The organism is Brevundimonas sp. Br13, assembly GCF_055391505.1.
Genome location: NZ_AP044008.1, coordinates 1,410,630 through 1,428,758 on the forward strand (window position 1 = coordinate 1,410,630; position 18,129 = coordinate 1,428,758).

An 18,129-nucleotide genomic window follows, 5' to 3' on the forward strand; every position below is an offset into this window, starting at 1 on the left:
TCCCCATGGCGAACACTGTCCTGATCACCGGCGGCGCGGGCTTCGTCGGCCGTCATCTCGCCCGATCCCTGCTTGAACAAGGCCACAGGGTGAGGGCGCTGGACAGCCTGATCGAGCAGGTTCACCCCACTGGCGCGCGGCCCGACGAACTGGACCCCGAGGTCGAACTGGTGGTCGGCGACATTCGCGACGAGGACCGGGTCCGGGCGGCGCTTCAGGGGGTGGACAAGGTCGTTCACCTCGCCGCGGAGGTCGGCGTCGGCCAGAGCATGTATGCGATCGACCGCTATACCTCGGTCAACGATTACGGCACGGCGGTGCTGTTCCAGCAGTTGATCGACCAGCCGGTGCAGCGGGTGGTCGTCGCCTCCTCAATGAGCATCTACGGCGAGGGCCTGTACCGCACTGAAGACGGCGATCTGCGTCAGGAGGTGGTGCGCGGCGCCCGCAACCCGGACGGCTCATGGGACCCCACGGACGACCAAGGGCGTGCGCTGATCCCCGTGCCGACGCCAGAGACCAAGTCGCCGGCGCTGAAGAGCGTCTATGCGATCAACAAGTTCGTTCAGGAACGGCTCACCCTGACCCTGACGGCCCAATACGGGATGGAAAGCTGCGCCCTGCGGCTCTGGAACATCTACGGGCCGGGGCAGGCCCTTTCCAATCCCTACACCGGCGTCCTGGCCATCTTCGCCTCCCGCATCGCCAACGGTCAGGCGCCGATGGTGTTTGAGGACGGCCGTCAGAGGCGCGACTTCGTGCATGTCTCGGACGTGGCGCGCGCCTTCCTTCTGGCGCTGGAGAAGCCGGAGGCGAATGGGCAGGTCTTCAACATCGGCTCTGGGGAGGACCGCACCGTCGAGGACGTGGCGCGGCTGCAGGCGGCCTCGATGGGGCGGCCGGATATCGAACCCCTGATCACCAACAAGGCCAGGGCAGGCGACATCCGCCACAATATTCCCGATCTGACGAAGGCCCGGGAGGAACTCGGCTATGAGTCGCGTCAGGACTTCGCGGCAGGTCTTGAGGAACTGGCCGAATGGGTGGCGCGCCAGGAAGCCCAGGACCGGGTTGATCAGGCGCGCGGTGAGCTGGAACGTCGGGGGCTGGTCGCATGAGCCGCGTCCTGATCACGGGCGGCGCCGGTTTCATCGGCTCCAACCTGGCCGACCGACTGGCCGGCCAGGGTCATGAGATCGTGGTGCTGGACACCCTGGCGCGGCGGGGGGTGGAGGGAAACCTCAAATGGCTGCTGCTGCGCCACGGGGCACAGGTCCGGCACCTGACCGCTGACGTCCGCCAGGCCGAGGCGGTCGAGACGGCGGTCGCCCAGGCGGACGTGGTCTTCCACCTGGCCGCCCAGGTGGCGGTGACGACCAGCTTGGTCGATCCCCGCACCGACTTCGACGTCAATCTGATCGGGACGCTCAACGTCCTGGAGGCGGCGCGCCGTCGATGCACTCCGGTCGTCTTCGCCAGCACGAACAAGGTCTACGGCGATCTTGGCGACATCGAACTGGCCGTTCAGAACGAGGCCTGGCTGCCGACGGAGCCCGCGCTGCGGACTCGGGGCGTGGACGAACGGCGGCCGCTGGACTTCCACACGCCCTACGGATGCTCCAAAGGCGCGGCCGATCAGTATGTGCTGGACTATGCCCGCAGCTACGACGTGCCGACCTGCGTGCTGCGGATGAGCTGCATCTACGGTTCCCGTCAGATGGGTACGGAGGACCAGGGCTGGGTCGCCCATTTCCTGATCCGGGCGCTGGAAGGCGCCCCGATAACCCTTTACGGCGACGGCCGGCAGGTGCGCGATATTCTGGACGTGTCCGACGCGGTCGACGCCTATGTCGCGGCCTGGGAGCGGATCGAGGCCGTGTCGGGCCGCGCCTTCAACCTGGGCGGCGGGCCTGAGAACGCCGTCAGCCTGAGGGGATTGATCGCTCATATCGACCGGCTGATCGGCCGCGCGACCGAACTGCAGTTTGAGGACTGGCGGGCCGGGGATCAGCGCTACTTCGTCGCCGACGCCTCGGCGGCCCATCGCGCCTTGGGGCTGGGCGCGGTCAAGCCCTGGCGGCCGGGCGTGTCGGACCTGGCGGGCTGGCTGCGGGCGGAACGGCGACTGGACGCCCGCATCGGCTCGGCGGCGGCATGAGTCTGGTCCCCCTTCACGTGCTGATGACCACCGACGCCGTGGGCGGCGTCTGGACCTATGCGCTGGATCTGGCGGAAGGCCTGTCGGCGCGCGGCGTCCGCATCACCCTGGCCGTGTCGGGCCCTGCGCCCCGTCCCGCCCAGCGACGAGCCGCCGAACAGATTGGGGGGCTCACGCTGGTCGAGGCGGGGGGGACGCTCGATTGGCTGGCGGACGGTCCCCGCCCGCTGGACCAGACGGCGCGGGCCCTGCGCGGTTTGGCGGCCCAGAACGGCGTGGATCTGGTGCACCTCAACAGCCCCGCCTTGCGGGGGGACGAGGACTGGGGCGCGCCCGTGGTCGGGGTTTGCCACTCCTGCGTGGCGACCTGGTGGGACGCGGTGCGTGGAACGGCCTTGCCGGAGGATTTCGTCTGGCGGACCGAGCGGCTCGTCCAGGGCTACCGGCGTTGTGACCGTCTGATCGCCCCCAGTTTCGCCTTTATGCAGACGACGGCGGCGCGCTACGGCGTCCTGCCCGCTGCGGTTCGAAACGGCCGCCGTCCCATTGGAACCCGCCCGGTTCCCCGGCGCCGGCAGGTTCTGACCTCGGGCCGGCTGTGGGACGAGGGCAAGAATATCGCGACCCTCGAACGGGCCGCGCGACGGATGCGGGGCCGGGTGGAGGCCGCCGGTCCGCTTGAAGGACCGAACGGTCAATCGGTTCATCTGGACCGGATCCAGGCGCTGGGCGCGCTGGGCCCCACCGACTTGCAGCAAAGGCTTCGACTGGCGTCAATCTTCTGCGCCCCGTCGCTTTACGAGCCCTTCGGCCTGGGCGTACTGGAGGCGGCCCAGGCGGGATGCGCCCTGGTCTTGGCCGATATTCCGACCTTCCGCGAGCTTTGGGAGGGGGCGGCGCTGTTCGTCTCCCCGCAAGACGACGCCGCCCTGGCGGTCGTTCTGGACGAACTGCTGGAAGACGTCGACCGGGCGCGCCGTCTGGGAAGGCTGGCCGCCGATCGCGCCGAACAGTTCAGCCTCGACGCCATGGTCGAGGGAACCCTGGCCGTCTACGCCGAGGCCTTGGCCCAGCGCACCCCCTTCGGGGAGGCGGCGGCGTGAAGATCGTCTATTTCACTCATTCGCTGGAGTCATGCTGGAACCACGGCAATGCGCATTTCCTGCGTGGGGTGCTGCGTGAACTGAGCGCCCGCGGCCATCAGGTCGAGGCGTGGGAGCCGCACGACGCGTGGAGCCGCGCCAATCTGGTCGCGGACCATGGCGAAGACGGACTGGCGCCCTATCGACAAGCCTATCCCGAACTGGTCAGCCGCCGCTTCCATCCGCCCCTTGATGTGGATCGGGCGCTGGACGGGGCGGATGTGGTCATCGTGCATGAATGGAACGATCCGGCGCTGGTGGCGGCCGTCGGTCGCGCGCGGCGGCGGGGCGGCTTTACTCTGCTGTTTCACGACACCCACCACCGGGCCGTCAGCGAGCCGGAGGCCATGCAGGCTTTCGACCTGTCGGAATATGACGGGGTGCTCGCCTTCGGTGAGACCCTGGCGGCGGTGTATCGCCGATGGGGCTGGGGCGATCGCGTCTTCGTCTGGCATGAGGCGGCCGACGTCCGCCTGTTCCATCCTCCGCTTGAGCAGCAGCGCCGGGAAGGACTGGTCTGGGTCGGCAACTGGGGCGACGGGGAGCGGACCGCGGAACTGGAGCGATTTCTGTTCGCCCCGGCGGCGGCGAGCGGCCTTGAACTTGATCTCTACGGCGTCCGCTATCCCGAGGCGGCGCGGCGGCTGCTGGACCGCTACGACGTCCGCTATCACGGCTGGCTGCCCAACGCGGCGGCGCCGAAAGTGTTCGCGCGGCGCCTGGCGACCGTTCACGTCCCGCGCCGTTTCTACGTCGAGACGCTTCCGGGCATTCCGACCATTCGCGTGTTCGAAGCCCTGGCCTGTGGAATCCCCCTGATCAGCGCGCCGTGGACGGACAGCGAGGGCCTGTTCGAGGTCGGTCGTGACTTCCTGATGGTGCGGTCTGGCAGCGAAATGGCCTCGGCGCTCCGGGCGGTCAAGTCGGACGCCGGCCTGCGCGCGGAACTGACCGACCACGGACTGGCGGCAATCCGCGCCCGCCACACCTGCGCACACCGGGTCGATGAACTGATGGCGGTGCTGGGGCGGCTCGGCGCGCCCGCCGCCGATCCCGCTCCAACCTTCCACCCCGTCATGGAGATTGCGGAATGAAGATCGCCTTTTACGGCTCCAGCCTGCTGTCGTCCTACTGGAACGGCGCGGCCACCTACTATCGCGGCCTGCTGGGCGCCTTGGCCGAACGCGGATGGGACATCCTGTTTCTGGAGCCCGACGCCTTCGACCGGCAGCAGCATCGCGACATTGATGCGCCGGACTGGGCTGAGGTGGTGGTGTGGGACAACACCGTCGAAGGCTGCAAGACAGCCATGGCGCGCGCCGTGGAGGCCGACGTAGTGGTCAAGGCTTCCGGCGTCGGCGTGTTCGACGACGTCCTGCTGGGCGTGTTCGACCTGGCGCGCCCCGACGCCCTGACCGTCTACTGGGACGTGGACGCCCCCGCCACCCTGGCGGAGGTGAAGGCCGCGCCCGATCATCCGCTGCGGCGGGTCCTGCCGCAGATTGATCACGTCCTGACCTATGGCGGCGGCGCTCCGGTCGTGCAGGCGTTCCAAGCGCTCGGCGCCCGCGACTGCCGTCCGATCTATAATGCGCTCGATCCCGCCACCCATCATCCCGTCCAGCCGGACCCCGGCTTCTCCGCCGACCTCGCGCTCCTGGCCAATCGACTGCCGGATCGGGAACGCCGGATCGAGACCTTCTTTCTGGAGCCCGCCGCCGCCCTGCCGCAACGCCGGTTTCTGCTGGGCGGCAACGGCTGGGCCGACAAGGCCATGTCGGCGAACGTCCAGACCATCGGTCATGTGGGCACGGCCCAGCACAACGCCTTCAACTGTACGCCCCTGGCGGTGCTGAACGTCGCCCGCGACAGCATGGCCGAGGTCGGCTTCTCGCCCGCCACGCGGGTGTTCGAGGCCACCGGCGCCGGGGCCTGCCTGATCACCGACTATTGGGAAGGCGTCGAACAGTTTCTGAAGCCGGACGTCGAAGTGCTGGTGGCGCGCGACGGCCAGGACGTGGCGGCGCATCTGGCCGCCCTGACGCCGGAACGGGCGCAGGCCATCGGCCGGGCGGCGCGCGACCGCGTCCTGGCGGACCATACCTACGCCCAGCGGGCCGAGGCGGTGGACGCCCTGTTCCGCGAACGGCTCGCGGCGCGCCGCGAAAGGAGCGCGGCATGAAGCTGGTCGTGCTGGGGCTCAGCCTGTCGTCCGCCTGGGGCAATGGCCACGCCGTGACCTTCCGCGCCCTGCTGTCCGCCTTCGCGGACCGGGGACACGAGGTGGTGTTCCTGGAGCGGGAAACCCCTTGGTATGCGGCGCACCGCGATGTGTCGGACCCGCCCTATTGCCGCCTCGACTTCTATTCGGATCTGCAGGATCTGGAGCGTTTCGCCGACGAGGTGCGCAGCGCAGACGCCGTCCTGGTCGGCTCATATGTGCCCCAGGGGATCGAGGTCGGCCGGTGGGCGCGTCGCACGGCGACGGGCGTGGTCGCCTTCTACGACATCGACACCCCTGTGACCCTGGCCCGGCTGGCGCAAGACGACTGCGACTATCTGCGAGCCGACCAGATTGCGAACTACGACATCTATTTCTCCTTCACCGGCGGGGCGATGCTCGAGCGTCTGGAGCGCGACCACGGCGCGCCGGCGGCCCGCGCCCTCTATTGTTCGGCGGACCCCGAGGCCTATCGACCGCAAGCCGCCGCTCCGCGGTGGGATCTGTCCTACCTCGGCACCTACAGCCCGGATCGTCAGCCGACATTGGAGCGTCTGCTGCTGGAGCCGGCCCGGCGTATGCCGGATCGTCGCTTCGTGGTGGCGGGCCCTCAGTATCCCGATGACATCGACTGGCCCGAGAATGTCGAGCGGATCGACCATCTGCCCCCGGCCGACCATCCCGCCTTCTACGCCGCCAGTCGCTTCACCCTGAACGTCACTCGCGCGGACATGCGGGCGGCCGGGCACAGCCCCTCGATCCGGCTGTTCGAGGCCGGCTCTTGCGGCTGCCCGATCATTTCAGACGCCTGGCCTGGCATCGAGACGCTCTTCACCCCGGGCGAGGAGATCCTGCTGGCCGACGCCGCCGAGACGGTGATCGAGGCGCTGTCCGCGCCTGTGGATCAGGCTCGGGCGATGGGCGAGGCCGCGCGCCGTCGCATCCTGTCCGAACACACCCCCTCCCACCGCGCCCACACTCTGGAGCGTGAGTTGATCGCGGCTCCACGGGCCAAGACGAAGGACCGACCTATGAAGTCCATATCCGACACCCGCACCGTCCTGGTCGCCGGCGGCGCCGGTTTCCTCGGTTCGCACCTGTGCGACCGTTTGTTGGCGGAAGGTCGCCACGTCGTCTGCCTCGACAATCTGCAGACGGGCGACCTGGCGAACCTCAAGGACGCGATGAAACAGCCGCGGTTCGAGTTCGTGCGCCACGACATCGTCGACCCCCTGCCGGAGCGGATCGCCGCCCGTGGGTTCGACCGCATCTACGACCTGGCCTGCGCTGCTTCGCCGCCGCAGTATCAGCAGGATCCGGAGCATACGATGCTGACCTGCATCCTCGGGGTTCGTAACCTGCTGCAACTGGCCGAGAAGACCGGCGCGCGTCTGTTGCTGACCTCCACCAGCGAGGTCTACGGCGATCCGGAGGTCCATCCCCAGCCGGAAACCTATCGCGGCAACGTCAATCCGATCGGCCCGCGCGCCTGCTATGACGAGGGCAAGCGGGCGGCCGAGACCCTGGTGTTCGACTATGATCGGGCGGGGCGAGCCGAGGTTCGCGTGGCGCGGATCTTCAACACCTATGGGCCGCGCCTGTCGGCGGCCGACGGTCGGGTCGTCTCCAACCTGATCACCCAGGCCCTGTCGGACGCGCCGATCACCATCTATGGCGACGGCAGCCAGAGCCGGTCCTTCTGCTATGTGGACGACATGATCGGCGGCCTGATCGCCCTGATGGAGCATGAGGGACCGCAGCCGGGACCGATCAACCTCGGCAATCCGGTCGAGCTGACGGTGTCCGAACTGGTCGAGGTCATTCTTGATCTGACCGGCTCCGGCTCCGGAATCGTCCACCGACCGCTGCCCGCCGACGACCCGCGGCGTCGCCGTCCGGATATCGCCAAGGCCGATGCAGTCCTGGATTGGCGCCCGACCACCGCCTTGCTTGACGGTCTGCGCCGCACCATCAACTGGTTCGACGCCGATCGCCCGATTGTGGTCAGCGACCGTCCGGCCCTCAGCGCCTGAGGTGCGGGCCGACGGCGACATGGCGGAGGTTCTGCGGCGCAATATCGAGGCCATGCGTGCGCAGCGAAAAGAGGCGGCCGAGGCGGCGCCATGGCCGGAACGGCTCGCCCAGCGCATCACCGGATTCGCGGGGAGCATGGGGTTCGTGCTGCTGCACCTGCTGATTTTCGGCGGCTGGATCGTCTGGAACCTGTTGGCTCCGGAGCCGTGGCGTTTCGACGCGACCCTGGTCGTCCTGGCCATGGCCGCCTCCGTGGAGGCCATCTTCCTGTCGACCTTCGTCCTGATCAGCCAGAACCGGATGGCGGCGGCGGAGCATGGGCGGGCGGAGTTGGACCTGCAGATCAATCTGCTGGCCGAACACGAAATCACGCGGCTGATTGATCTGGTGGGTCGCCTCGCCGCGCACGCGGGACTTTCGGAGACGGACCCAGACCTGGACGAGCTGCGCCGCGACGTCGCGCCGGACGCCGTTCTCGATCAGATCACGCGATCAAATGAGGAAGACGATGACAGAGGTTCTTGACCAGACGCACACCATGCGCGCGGCGGTCGTCACAGGCCCCGGTCAACTGGAGGTGCATCGCGTGCCCAGGCCTGAACCCGGCCCGGGGCAGGTCCGGATCAGGCTGGAGGGCTGCGGCGTCTGCGCCTCCAATCTGACGCCTTGGGCGGGGCCGGACTGGATGACGTTTCCAACGCCGCCCGGCGGGCTGGGCCACGAAGGTTGGGGCGTCGTGGATGCGGTCGGCGAGGGCGTATCGCGTGTCGCGGTCGGCGACCGGGTCGCGGCCCTGTCCCACAGCAGTTTCGCCGAATATGACGTCGCCGATCAGGCGGCGGTGGTGCCCCTGCCGCCCGAACTGGACGGCCTGCCGTTCGCGGGCGAGCCCCTGGGCTGCGCCATGAACATCTTTCGGCGCAGCGGGATCGCGCCCGGTCAGACCGTCGCCATCGTCGGAATTGGTTTTCTGGGGGCGATCCTGACACGGTTGGCGACAGATGCGGGCGCCCGCGTCATCGCCCTGTCCCGCCGGCCCTATTCCCTGGACGTCGCCCGCCGCATGGGGGCGGTCGAAACCCTGGCGCTGGACGACCACTACGCCTTGATCGCCAGGGTCTCCGAACTGACGGACGGGCGGTTCTGCGATGTGGTGATCGAGGCGGTCGGCAAGGCCTGGCCGCTGGACCTGGCGGCCGAACTGACCCGTGAACGCGGTCGGCTAGTCATCGCCGGCTATCACCAGGACGGCCCGCGGCAGATCAATATGCAGCTGTGGAACTGGCGCGGCCTGGATGTCGTCAACGCCCATGAGCGCGACCCCGCCGTCTATGCTGAAGGGGTGCGCGAGGCCGTGGAGGCCGTGCGCTCAGGGCAGTTGGACCTCAACGACCTGATCACCCACGCCTATCCGCTGGAACAGTTGGACCAGGCGCTGGACGCCACCCGCGACCGACCGGACGGCTTCCTGAAGGCGGTGGTGAGGATGCGATGACCGATCTGCTTCTGCAACGCGGCGCGTCGTCTGACCTGCGTCGCCCGCGCGTGGGATTCCTCGGCGTGGGCTGGATCGGGCGGCATCGGATGGCGGCTATGCTGGACGCGGGCCGGATCGAGGCGGTCGCCGTCGCCGAGCCCGACCCGGACATGGCGCGCGAGGCCCTGGTTCTCGCCCCTGACGCGACGGTCTGCGCCGACCTCGACGATCTGCTGGCCCAGGGTCTGGACGGTCTGGTGATCGCCACACCCAGCGCGCTTCACGCCGATCAGGCGCAACGGGCCCTGGACGCCGGCGTCGCCGTCTTCTGCCAGAAACCGCTGGGCCGGAACGCGCAGGAGACCGAGGCCGCCATAGCCGCCGCCCGCCGCGCGAACCGGCTGCTGGCGGTGGACCTCAGCTACAGGTTCACCGCAGCCGTTCAGGCTCTGAAGACCCATCTCGAATTGGGGGGCATGGGCCGTGTTCATGCGGTCGATCTGACCTTCCATAACGCCTATGGACCGGACAAGCCCTGGTTCTACGACGCGGCTCTCTCTGGCGGCGGATGCGTCATGGATCTAGGCGTCCATCTGGTCGATCTGTGTCTGTGGCTGCTGGATGACGCGGTGGCGGGGGGCGAGGCGCATCTGCGGCGACAGGGTCGTCCCCTGGCTGGTCGCAAGGAGGCGGAAGACTACGCCGTCGCGACCCTGATCCTGAAATCCGGCGCGGTGGTCCGCCTGGCCTGTTCATGGCGACTGCCTGCGGGCCAGGACGCGGTGATCGAAGCGGCCTTTTACGGCGAGCGGGGCGGGGCGGCCCTGGGCAATCTCGGCGGCTCCTTCTATGATTTCGAGGCCACGGCGTTTGAAGGGGTGACGCGGCGCGTTCTGGCGTCGCCGCCGGACGACTGGGGCGGCCGCGCCGCTCAGGCCTGGGCTCAGGCCCTGGCGGAAGGGAAACGATACGACCCTGAGGTCGAGCGGCTGGTGGAGGTGGCCCGGACCCTGGACCGGATCTACGCCGCCGCGGCCTGAGGCTTGATCAGAACGGAAAGACGATCGGGATCGCCACCATGGCCGCGACCCAGGTCGCCAGGTTCAACGGAAGCCCCACGCGAACGAAGTCCATGTAGCTGTAGCCGCCCATGTTGAAGACCAGCACATTGGTCTGATAGCCGAAGGGGGTGGCGAAGGCGGCTGAGGCGGCCATCATGACCCCGACCAGAAAGGGCCGGGGATCGACGCCCAGGCTCTCCGCCAGGGCGACGGCGATGGGGGTGATCAGCACGGCTACGGTCGCGTTGGACAGAAGCTCCGTCGCAAACAGGGTGACGCCATAGAGCACGACCAGGGCCCCGAACGGCCCCATGGGGCGGATGACGTCGATCAGTCGCTCGGCGCCGGCTGCGGCGAGGCCGGTCACCTCAATGGCGGTTCCGACCACCACCATTCCGGCGATCAGCAGCAGGATTTCCGGCCTCAGACCGGCGTAGGCTTCCTCCGGCGTGATGACCCGAAGCAGGATCAGCGCCACGGCCCCGGCGAAGGCCGAGGCGGCAATCGGCGCCCAGCCCAGGGCCGCTGAGGCGATCACCAGGACGAAGACCGCCAGTGACATCATGGCCGGGCGCAGCCGGAAGGGGCGGTCCGCCGCCTCATACAGGGTGACGTCGCCCAGATGGGCGTCCCCCGACCCGTCGGCCTGATTGCGGGATTCGCCCAGGCGCGGCAGGCCGAACGGGATGATGCGCTTGCGCCGCTTCGCCGCCTCGGCCTCGGCGCGTCGTCGCGCCGCCTCCATCTCGGCCAGCCGCGCGGCCTGGGCCTCGTCCTGGGAGACGGAACGGCCCAGCTGTCGCGCCCCGAAGAAATAGAGCCACAGGCCGCCGACGATCGCGATGAACAGACCCACCGGCGTGATCTCGAACAGGCCGAAGACCGGCTGACCGGCGTTGCGCGCCATGTCGTTGACCAAGAGGTTCGTCGAGGTGCCGATCAAGGTCAGAAGCCCGCCCATGACGGTGACGTGGCTCAGCGGCATCAGAAAACGTTTGGGCGACAGCTTCAGCGACTGGGCCACGTCGCGGATCACCGGCGCGGCCAGGACGACCACCGGGGTGTTGTTCAAAAAGCCCCCGACCGCGCCGCACAGGCCGATGACGATCCAGATGCCCTGGGCCCCGACGCGGGCCGCCAGACCGGTCGCCTGCCGGATCAGCAGGCCCAGCAGGCCCGACAGTTCGATGGCGTAGGCGATCACGAACAGGCCGGCCAGGGCGATGACGGCCGGACTGGCGAAGGCGCTCTGCACTTCGACGGGCCGCACGACGCCGAGCAAGAGCAGGACGGCCGCGCCGCTCAGGGCGACGACGTCGGCGCGCAGCTTGCCGTGGATCAGGACGCCGACCACGCCGATCAGCACCGCCAGGGCAACCATCTGGTCGAAAGTCATAGGCCGTGCAGACCGTTCTCCGCGCCCTTCGTCAACCTTTTTCGCAAGATCGCCCCAAAAGCGACCGACCTTATGCTAGGCTTGGTTCATGCTCGAACCGATCGCGTCGCCTCGCCCGTCGGTCGTCGCGCTCGCGGCGTCTGTCCTCCTCCTCGGTCCCGTCCTGGCGGGCTGCCAGCGCGAGGAGCCGGCGCCTGAAGCCGCTCCGTCTCAGCCCCAACCCCAGACCCAGGCCCCGGTCGTTTCGGTCGCGCCTGCGCCGACCCTGGATCGGGCGGGCCTGCTGCAGGCCATGGACGTGGCCGCTTCGGCCTATGCGGCGGGGGGCGAGGTCGGCGGCGCCGATCTAGTCGGTCGGCGCTTTGCGGTGCGTCAGGTCTTCGGCTGTACGGGGCCTGCGACGCCGCCCGCCGCGGACGCTGCGTCCGGCGACGGCCTGGCCCGCTGGTCCTGGGGCGATCGGCGCCGAACTCTGAAGCTGACGCTGGCGCCGGGCGACTGGACCGACTCCGCCCTGATCGCCGGGGGCGCCGACAGCTGGGAGGCCGCCGAGGGCTTTTGGTTGACCCGTCCCTGGTTGAGGACCGAGGGCTGCCCCGGCGTCCAGGGCGATCTCCTGGCCGGCGGCCCCGTTGCCCCGTCTCCCCAGACCGTGGGCCTGGCGGCGGTCTTCGACCAGGACGGTCCGCGCACCGGCCGCCGCAACGGTCGCGCCTACGAATATGTCGTAAGGGGCGAAGGGGACCAGCCGCCCCCGGCGCCGTCCGGCGGCTACCGGCTGGTGCTGGAAGGGCGAATGGCCGCCTTCGCCGACGGCCGCGCCATCCGCTGCCGCGCCGCCGGCCCCGATCAGCGGCCGGTCTGTATCGGCGCGGTTCGGCTGGACCGCGTGGCCTTTGAGGATGCGAGCGGCAAGCTGCTCAGCGAGTGGCGGGGGGGCTGACGGCGGTCGTCCTCAGCCCGTTTCGCCGTCTTCTGAAAACGCAGGCGGGCGCGGTTGCATCATCGTCGCCAACCGATCCACGGCCGTCGCCATCGCCGCCCGGTCGTCCGCCGACAGTCGGCCGAAACCTGAAATGAAGCCGTCGCCGAACAGGCCGGGCGAGGAGGCCAGGGCGTCTCGCCCGGCCTCCGTCAGCCGGACATGGACGATCCGACGGTCAATCGTTGAGCGATAACGCACAGCCATCCCCTTGGCCTCCAGCTTGTCCAGCACGGCGACCACTGTGGGCGGGGACATGGAGACGTCGCGCGAGATGGCGCTGGTGCTGACCTCGCCCAGATCGCGGATGGATTGCAGCACCAGCAGCTGCGGCAAGGTGAGGCCCGTCAGGCGCGCGATTTCCCGCGATCGAACGTCGATCGCCTGGGCGATCCGCCTGAGGGAGCGGACCAGGGTCGCCGTGGAATCCGTCGGCGCCTTGCGAGACAGCCCCGCTGAAAGATCAATCATCAGGTTGAACTCTTTCGTACACGAAACATTTGTACCCGCTGCATCCACAATTCAAGGAGGCCCCATGTGCGGTCTTAGCGGCGAGATCAATTTCGACGGACGGCCGGCCGACGCCGGCGCTGTGCAACGCATGACGGATGCGCTCTCGCCTCGGGGACCGGACGGGTCCGGCATCGTAATGCGCGGCCCGGTGGGTCTGGGGCATCGCCGGCTGAAGATCATCGACCTGTCGGAGGCGGCGCAGCAGCCGATGGTGGACGCCGACCTGGGCGTGACCCTGGCCTTCAACGGCTGCATCTACAACTATCCGGAGCTGCGCGAAGAGCTGCAGGGGCTGGGCTTCCGCTTCTTCTCGCACGGCGACACCGAGGTCATCATCAAGGCCTGGAAGGCCTGGGGCGACGCCTGCGTCGAACGGTTCAAGGGCATGTTCGCCTTCGTCCTGCATGAGCGGGACACGGGCCGCACCGTGATCGCCCGCGACCGGTTCGGCATCAAGCCGCTGTATCTGGCCGAGAGCGGCAAGCGGCTGAGGTTCGCCTCGACCCTGCCGGCCCTGCTGGCGGCGGGGGATGTGGACAAGACCATCGACCCGGTCGGCCTGCACCACTACATGACCTTCCACGCTGTGGTGCCGCCGCCGCACACCATACTGAAGGGGGTGAAGAAGTTTCCCCCGGCGACCGTCCGGGTGATCGAGGCGGACGGGACGGCGAAGGACCGGCTGTACTGGCGGCCCGACATGACGCGCCACGCCGAGGACGCCGGCCTGACCGCCGAAGACTGGCGCGACCGGGTGCTGGACAGTCTGCGCGAAGCGGTGAAGCGCCGCATGGTCGCGGACGTGCCGGTGGGCGTGCTGCTGTCGGGCGGGGTGGATTCCAGCCTGATCGTCGGCCTGCTGGCCGAGCTGGGCCAGAAGGATCTGATGACCTTCTCGGTCGGCTTCGAAGAGGCCAATGGCGAGAAGGGCGACGAGTTCGTCTATTCCGACCTGATCGCCAAACACTATGGGACCAAACACCACCAGATCTTCGTGCCGCACCAGCGGCTGATGGAGGCCCTGCCGGGAACCATCGGGGCCATGTCGGAGCCGATGGTCAGTTACGACAACGTCGGCTTCTATCTGCTGAGCCAGGAAGTCTCGAAACACATCAAGGTGGTGCAGTCGGGCCAGGGGGCGGACGAGGTCTTCGCCGGCTATCACTGGTACCCGCCGATGCTGGAGGCGACCGACCCGGTCGAGACCTACGCCAAGGCCTTTTTCGACCGCAGCCACGCGACGCTGAAGACCCAGTTGAACGTCGCCTATATGGCCGACACCGACGTCAGCCGCGCCCTGGTCGAGGCCCATTTCGCCCAACCGGGCGCCGATACGCCGGTCGACCAGGCCCTGCGCCTGGACAGCCAGGTGATGCTGGTCGACGATCCCGTAAAGCGGGTCGACAACATGACCATGGCCTGGGGTCTGGAGGCGCGGGTGCCCTTCCTCGACCACGAGCTGGTCGAGCTGGCCGGGCGGATTCCGCCTGAGCACAAGCTGGCTCAGGAGGGCAAGGGGGTGCTGAAGGAGGCGGCGCGTCTGGTGATCCCGTCCAAGGTGATCGACCGCAAGAAGGGCTATTTCCCCGTTCCTGCGCTGAAATACATCCAGGGTCCGTATCTGGAGATGGTGCGCGAGGCCCTGACCAATCAGACCGCCCGCGACCGGGGTCTGTTCGACAGGGGGTATCTGGACACCCTGTTCGCCGACCCGACCCAGCACATCACGCCGCTGCGCGGGTCCGAACTGTGGCAGGTCGCCGTACTCGAGATGTGGATGCAACAGCATGGCGTCTGACGTTCGACCCGAACGGTCCAAGGCGCACCGGCTGAAGCGGCTGCGTCACGAAGGGCTGAAGCCACCCGTGCAGTCCGGAGACGGACCGAGGCCGGACGCCGTGCTGGACTGCGGCTGGGGCCGGCTGCTGTTCGCCCAGACCTTCGAGACGGCCGAGCCCCTGGTCGAGGCCCTGCGCGCCGAGGGGCCGGACCGGCGCGACATCGCCTTCTACGTCCGCAATCCGCATGTCCTGCTGGCCCAGGCGCCGCAGGAGCTGTTCCTGGACCCGTCGCACACCTATCGGCTGGAACTGGCCACCTATCGCGCCGGTCGTCGCCAGCCGAGAGGCTTCACCGTGCGCCGTCTGACGTCGGAGGCGGACGCCCAGGCGGTCAACGACATCTACGCCAAGCGCAGGATGGTGCCGGTCCCGCCCGACTTCTTCTGGTCCCGTCGCGACGACCGGACGATCACCTATTTCGTCGCCGAAGATGCGACGACGAGCGCCGTCATCGGCACGGTGACGGGGGTCAATCACGCGCGCGCCTTCGACGATCCCGAATGCGGTTCGTCGCTCTGGTGTCTGGCGGTCGATCCCCAGGCGACCCAGCCGGGCGTCGGCGAGGCCCTGGTCCGGCGGCTGGCCGAGCATTTTAAGACCCAGGGTTTGGCCTACATGGACCTGTCGGTCATGCACGACAACGACCAGGCCATCGCCCTGTACGAAAAGCTGGGTTTTCGCCGCGTCTCCTTCTTCGGGGTCAAGCGCAAGAACCCGATCAACGAGGCCCTGTTCGTCGGTCCGACCGACGACCACGACCTGAACCCCTATGCCCGGATCATCGTCAATGAGGCGCGGCGGCGCGGCATCCATACAGAGATCATCGACGCCGAGGGCGGGCTGTTTCGCCTGAACTGGGGCGGGCGGTCGGTGCGGTGCCGCGAGAGCCTGTCGGAGCTGACCTCGGCCGTGGCGCTCAGCATCTGTGACGACAAGCGGATGACGCGACGCATCGTCGAGGCGGCCGGGGTGCGCGTGCCCGAGCGGATCGATCCCGACGATCCCTCCGCCATCGACGCGGCCCTGGAGCGGTTCGGCGCCCTGGTGGTCAAGCCGGCGCGGGGCGAACAGGGGCAGGGCGTCGCCGTGGGTCTGACGACCATGAAGGCCGTCCAGTCGGCCCTGGTCCGCGCGCGCCGCATCTGTTCCGAGGTGCTGATCGAGGAACAGGTCCAGGGCGAGGATCTGCGTCTGGTGGTGATCGACTACAAGGTCGTGGCCTGCGCCCTCCGTCGCCCGCCCCGCGTCATCGGCGACGGGCGCACCCCGCTTCGGGCTCTGATCGAGCATCAGAGCCGCCGCCGCGCCGCCGCGACCGGCGGAGAATCGACCATACCGATTGACGAAGAGACCGAACGCACCCTGGGCGAGGCCGGCTATGGCCTGGACGACGTCGCGCCCGAGGGCGTCGAGGTTCTGGTGCGCAAGGCGGCCAATCTGCACCTGGGCGGCACCATTCACGATGTTACGGAGGAGGTGCACCCGACTCTGATCCGCGCCGCCGTCGCCGCCGCCCGCGCCATCGACATTCCGGTCACCGGCATAGACCTGATGGTGAAGTCGCCACGCGAGCCCGACTACGCCTTCATCGAGGCCAACGAACGCCCCGGTCTGGCCAATCACGAACCCCAGCCGACGGCCGAGCGTTTCATCGACCTGTTGTTCCCCCTGTCCGCCCCGACCTCGGCGCGCGCCGTGGTTCGCGCCGACGTCTGAAGGAGGCCCCTTGGCCCGTCCTGCGATCGACCTTGACTATCTGAAGTCCCGCCTCGCCGACCTGCTGAACACGCCCAGCCCCACCGGCTATACCGACGAGGCCGTGTGGCAGGTGTGCCGGGAGCTGCAGCGGCTGGGGCTGGACTATGAACTGACCCGACGCGGCGCCATCCGGGCCCGCCTGCCGGGCCGGGCCTCCAAACCCGCCCGCGCGGTCGTGGCCCACGTCGACACCCTGGGCGCCCAGGTCAAACAGGTGAAGGACAACGGCCGGCTGGAGCTGGTGGCCATCGGCCACTGGTCGTCGCGCTTCGCGGAGGGCGCGCGGGCCACAGTCTTTTCGGAGGGCGGCGCCTGGCGCGGCACCATCCTGCCGCTGAAGGCCTCGGGCCACACCTTCAATGAGGAGGTGGACACCCAGCCGGTCAGCTGGCGTCAGGTCGAGCTGCGCATCGACGCCGTGACCCACGGGCGCGACGACACCCTGGCTCTCGGGATCGACGTCGGCGACATCGTCGCCATCGACCCCCAGCCCGAGTTCACCGACACCGGCTTCATCGTCTCGCGCCATCTGGACGACAAGGCGGGGGTCGCGGTCCTTTTGGCCGCTCTGGAGTGCATGATCCGTGAAGAGCGCACCCCCACGGTCGACACCTGGTGGCTGTTCACCATCGCCGAGGAGGTGGGGCTGGGCGCCTCGTCCGTGCTGATCCCGGACGTGGCGGCCATGGTCACGGTCGACAACGGCACGACGGCGCCGGGCCAGAACTCGTCGGAGTTCGGCGTCACCATCGCCATGGCCGACCAGACGGGGCCGTTCGACTGGCACCTGTCGCGCAAACTGGTCCAACTGGCGCGCGACCACGACATCGCGCATCAGAAAGACGTCTTCCGCTACTACCGCTCGGACTCGGCCTCTGCGCTGGAATCCGGGGCGGACATCCGCACCGCCCTGATCACCTTCGGCGTGGACGCCAGCCACGGCTATGAGCGGATCCACGAAACCGCCCTGGCGGACCTGACGCGTCTGCTGATCGCCTATGCCGAGAGCGAGGTCGAAATCGGCCGCGACGCCAAACCCCTGAGCGGGGTCAAGGGCTTCACCCACCAGCCGGTCGACGAATAGGTCGACTGAGGGGGTTTGCCGGCGTCAGCGCCTGTCCATTCTCCCAGCCTCCGCCCTCGCGGCTCGCCCAGGCTCCGCCCTCGCGGCCCGGCGCCAGGGCCAGCAGCCCTCGATCTCCGTTTCCAGAGAAAAGCTGAGGAAGGTCCGTATCAGGACGACCAGACCCAGCAGGCCGACCGTCTGAAGCGTCAGGGGTGCGGTGATGGTGCTGATGATGTCCGCCCCGACCAGGAGTTCCAGGCCGAGGAGGATGCCGCGGCCCAGGTTCGCCCGATAGGTGGTATAGGCTTGGCGCCAGTTTCGATCCCGGACGCCGTGCAGGGCGAACAGCCCGGTCGCCAGCAGGACTCCGCCCACGATGATGCCGGCGCCGGCCAATTCCAGCAGTACCGCAAACGGTTGGATGAAGGCGTGAACCTGGCTCAGCATGGCCGTTCCGATCGCTTATCCGTATCGCCGACC

16 protein-coding genes are annotated in these 18,129 nt (G+C 68.6%); 13 read left to right on the top strand and 3 right to left on the bottom strand.

The window, feature by feature from the left end:
- The first annotated feature begins 5 nt into the window (after positions 1 to 5).
- From ACZ5M6_RS06845 to ACZ5M6_RS06885, 9 genes are read left to right on the top strand one after another with little or no spacing between them, the layout of a single operon-like run.
- Positions 6 to 1,118 carry an NAD-dependent epimerase/dehydratase family protein gene (locus tag ACZ5M6_RS06845; RefSeq protein WP_348684503.1) on the top strand — a complete coding sequence of 371 codons (1,113 nt, stop codon included), beginning with the start codon at positions 6 to 8 and terminating at the stop codon, positions 1,116 to 1,118.
- A complete protein-coding gene (locus ACZ5M6_RS06850) occupies positions 1,115 to 2,158 on the top strand; it encodes an SDR family NAD(P)-dependent oxidoreductase (protein ID WP_464159988.1) in 1,044 nt (347 codons plus the stop codon). The genes ACZ5M6_RS06845 and ACZ5M6_RS06850 overlap by 4 nt, the downstream gene beginning before the upstream one ends.
- Positions 2,155 to 3,261: a glycosyltransferase family 4 protein gene (locus ACZ5M6_RS06855; RefSeq protein ID WP_464159989.1), complete on the top strand. Its 1,107-nt coding sequence runs from the start codon at positions 2,155 to 2,157 to the stop codon at positions 3,259 to 3,261. Before ACZ5M6_RS06850 ends, ACZ5M6_RS06855 begins: the two co-directional genes overlap by 4 nt.
- The gene (locus ACZ5M6_RS06860; RefSeq protein WP_464159990.1) at positions 3,258 to 4,394 is read left to right on the top strand and encodes a CgeB family protein; all 1,137 of its coding nucleotides are present in this window, start codon (positions 3,258 to 3,260) and stop codon (positions 4,392 to 4,394) included. Before ACZ5M6_RS06855 ends, ACZ5M6_RS06860 begins: the two co-directional genes overlap by 4 nt.
- Positions 4,391 to 5,482 (top strand): CgeB family protein, encoded by a 1,092-nt coding sequence (locus tag ACZ5M6_RS06865; protein ID WP_054765038.1) that lies wholly within the window; start codon positions 4,391 to 4,393, stop codon positions 5,480 to 5,482. Before ACZ5M6_RS06860 ends, ACZ5M6_RS06865 begins: the two co-directional genes overlap by 4 nt.
- The gene (locus ACZ5M6_RS06870; RefSeq protein ID WP_464159991.1) at positions 5,479 to 7,554 is read left to right on the top strand and encodes an NAD-dependent epimerase/dehydratase family protein; all 2,076 of its coding nucleotides are present in this window, start codon (positions 5,479 to 5,481) and stop codon (positions 7,552 to 7,554) included. Before ACZ5M6_RS06865 ends, ACZ5M6_RS06870 begins: the two co-directional genes overlap by 4 nt.
- Positions 7,555 to 7,573: 19 nt before the next feature.
- Positions 7,574 to 8,080 (top strand): DUF1003 domain-containing protein, encoded by a 507-nt coding sequence (locus tag ACZ5M6_RS06875; RefSeq protein ID WP_464159992.1) that lies wholly within the window; start codon positions 7,574 to 7,576, stop codon positions 8,078 to 8,080.
- Complete coding sequence (locus tag ACZ5M6_RS06880) at positions 8,064 to 9,050, top strand: MDR/zinc-dependent alcohol dehydrogenase-like family protein (protein ID WP_464159993.1); 987 nt, start codon at positions 8,064 to 8,066, stop codon at positions 9,048 to 9,050. Before ACZ5M6_RS06875 ends, ACZ5M6_RS06880 begins: the two co-directional genes overlap by 17 nt.
- On the top strand, positions 9,047 to 10,072 hold the full coding sequence (locus ACZ5M6_RS06885; protein ID WP_464159994.1) for a Gfo/Idh/MocA family protein: 1,026 nt from the start codon (positions 9,047 to 9,049) through the stop codon (positions 10,070 to 10,072). Before ACZ5M6_RS06880 ends, ACZ5M6_RS06885 begins: the two co-directional genes overlap by 4 nt.
- Before the next feature lie 7 nt (positions 10,073 to 10,079).
- Here the strand turns inward: ACZ5M6_RS06885 and ACZ5M6_RS06890 are convergent, their stop codons facing one another.
- Positions 10,080 to 11,489, bottom strand: coding sequence for an SLC13 family permease (locus tag ACZ5M6_RS06890; RefSeq protein ID WP_464159995.1), 1,410 nt, complete (start codon positions 11,487 to 11,489; stop codon positions 10,080 to 10,082).
- Positions 11,490 to 11,577: 88 nt separating this feature from the next.
- Between ACZ5M6_RS06890 and ACZ5M6_RS06895 the strand changes: the two genes are divergently transcribed.
- A complete protein-coding gene (locus ACZ5M6_RS06895) occupies positions 11,578 to 12,432 on the top strand; it encodes a hypothetical protein (protein ID WP_464159996.1) in 855 nt (284 codons plus the stop codon).
- A gap of 12 nt (positions 12,433 to 12,444) precedes the next feature.
- On the opposite strand, the gene ACZ5M6_RS06900 is transcribed toward ACZ5M6_RS06895, so the two are convergent.
- Positions 12,445 to 12,942: a MarR family winged helix-turn-helix transcriptional regulator gene (locus ACZ5M6_RS06900; RefSeq protein ID WP_464159997.1), complete on the bottom strand. Its 498-nt coding sequence runs from the start codon at positions 12,940 to 12,942 to the stop codon at positions 12,445 to 12,447.
- 64 nt (positions 12,943 to 13,006) lie between these two features.
- On the opposite strand from ACZ5M6_RS06900, the gene ACZ5M6_RS06905 reads away from it, so the two are divergent.
- Genes ACZ5M6_RS06905 through ACZ5M6_RS06915 form a run of 3 tightly spaced genes read left to right on the top strand, consistent with a single transcriptional unit; the run spans position 13,007 to position 17,667 of the window.
- On the top strand, positions 13,007 to 14,782 hold the full coding sequence (locus ACZ5M6_RS06905) for an N-acetylglutaminylglutamine amidotransferase (protein ID WP_464159998.1): 1,776 nt from the start codon (positions 13,007 to 13,009) through the stop codon (positions 14,780 to 14,782).
- Complete coding sequence (gene ngg, locus ACZ5M6_RS06910; protein WP_054765044.1) at positions 14,772 to 16,541, top strand: N-acetylglutaminylglutamine synthetase; 1,770 nt, start codon at positions 14,772 to 14,774, stop codon at positions 16,539 to 16,541. Before ACZ5M6_RS06905 ends, ngg begins: the two co-directional genes overlap by 11 nt.
- 10 nt (positions 16,542 to 16,551) lie before the next feature.
- Positions 16,552 to 17,667: an osmoprotectant NAGGN system M42 family peptidase gene (locus ACZ5M6_RS06915; RefSeq protein ID WP_054765045.1), complete on the top strand. Its 1,116-nt coding sequence runs from the start codon at positions 16,552 to 16,554 to the stop codon at positions 17,665 to 17,667.
- Positions 17,668 to 17,691: 24 nt separating this feature from the next.
- On the opposite strand, the gene ACZ5M6_RS06920 is transcribed toward ACZ5M6_RS06915, so the two are convergent.
- Complete coding sequence (locus ACZ5M6_RS06920) at positions 17,692 to 18,096, bottom strand: DUF1622 domain-containing protein (protein WP_201463825.1); 405 nt, start codon at positions 18,094 to 18,096, stop codon at positions 17,692 to 17,694.
- Positions 18,097 to 18,129 lie beyond the last annotated feature (33 nt).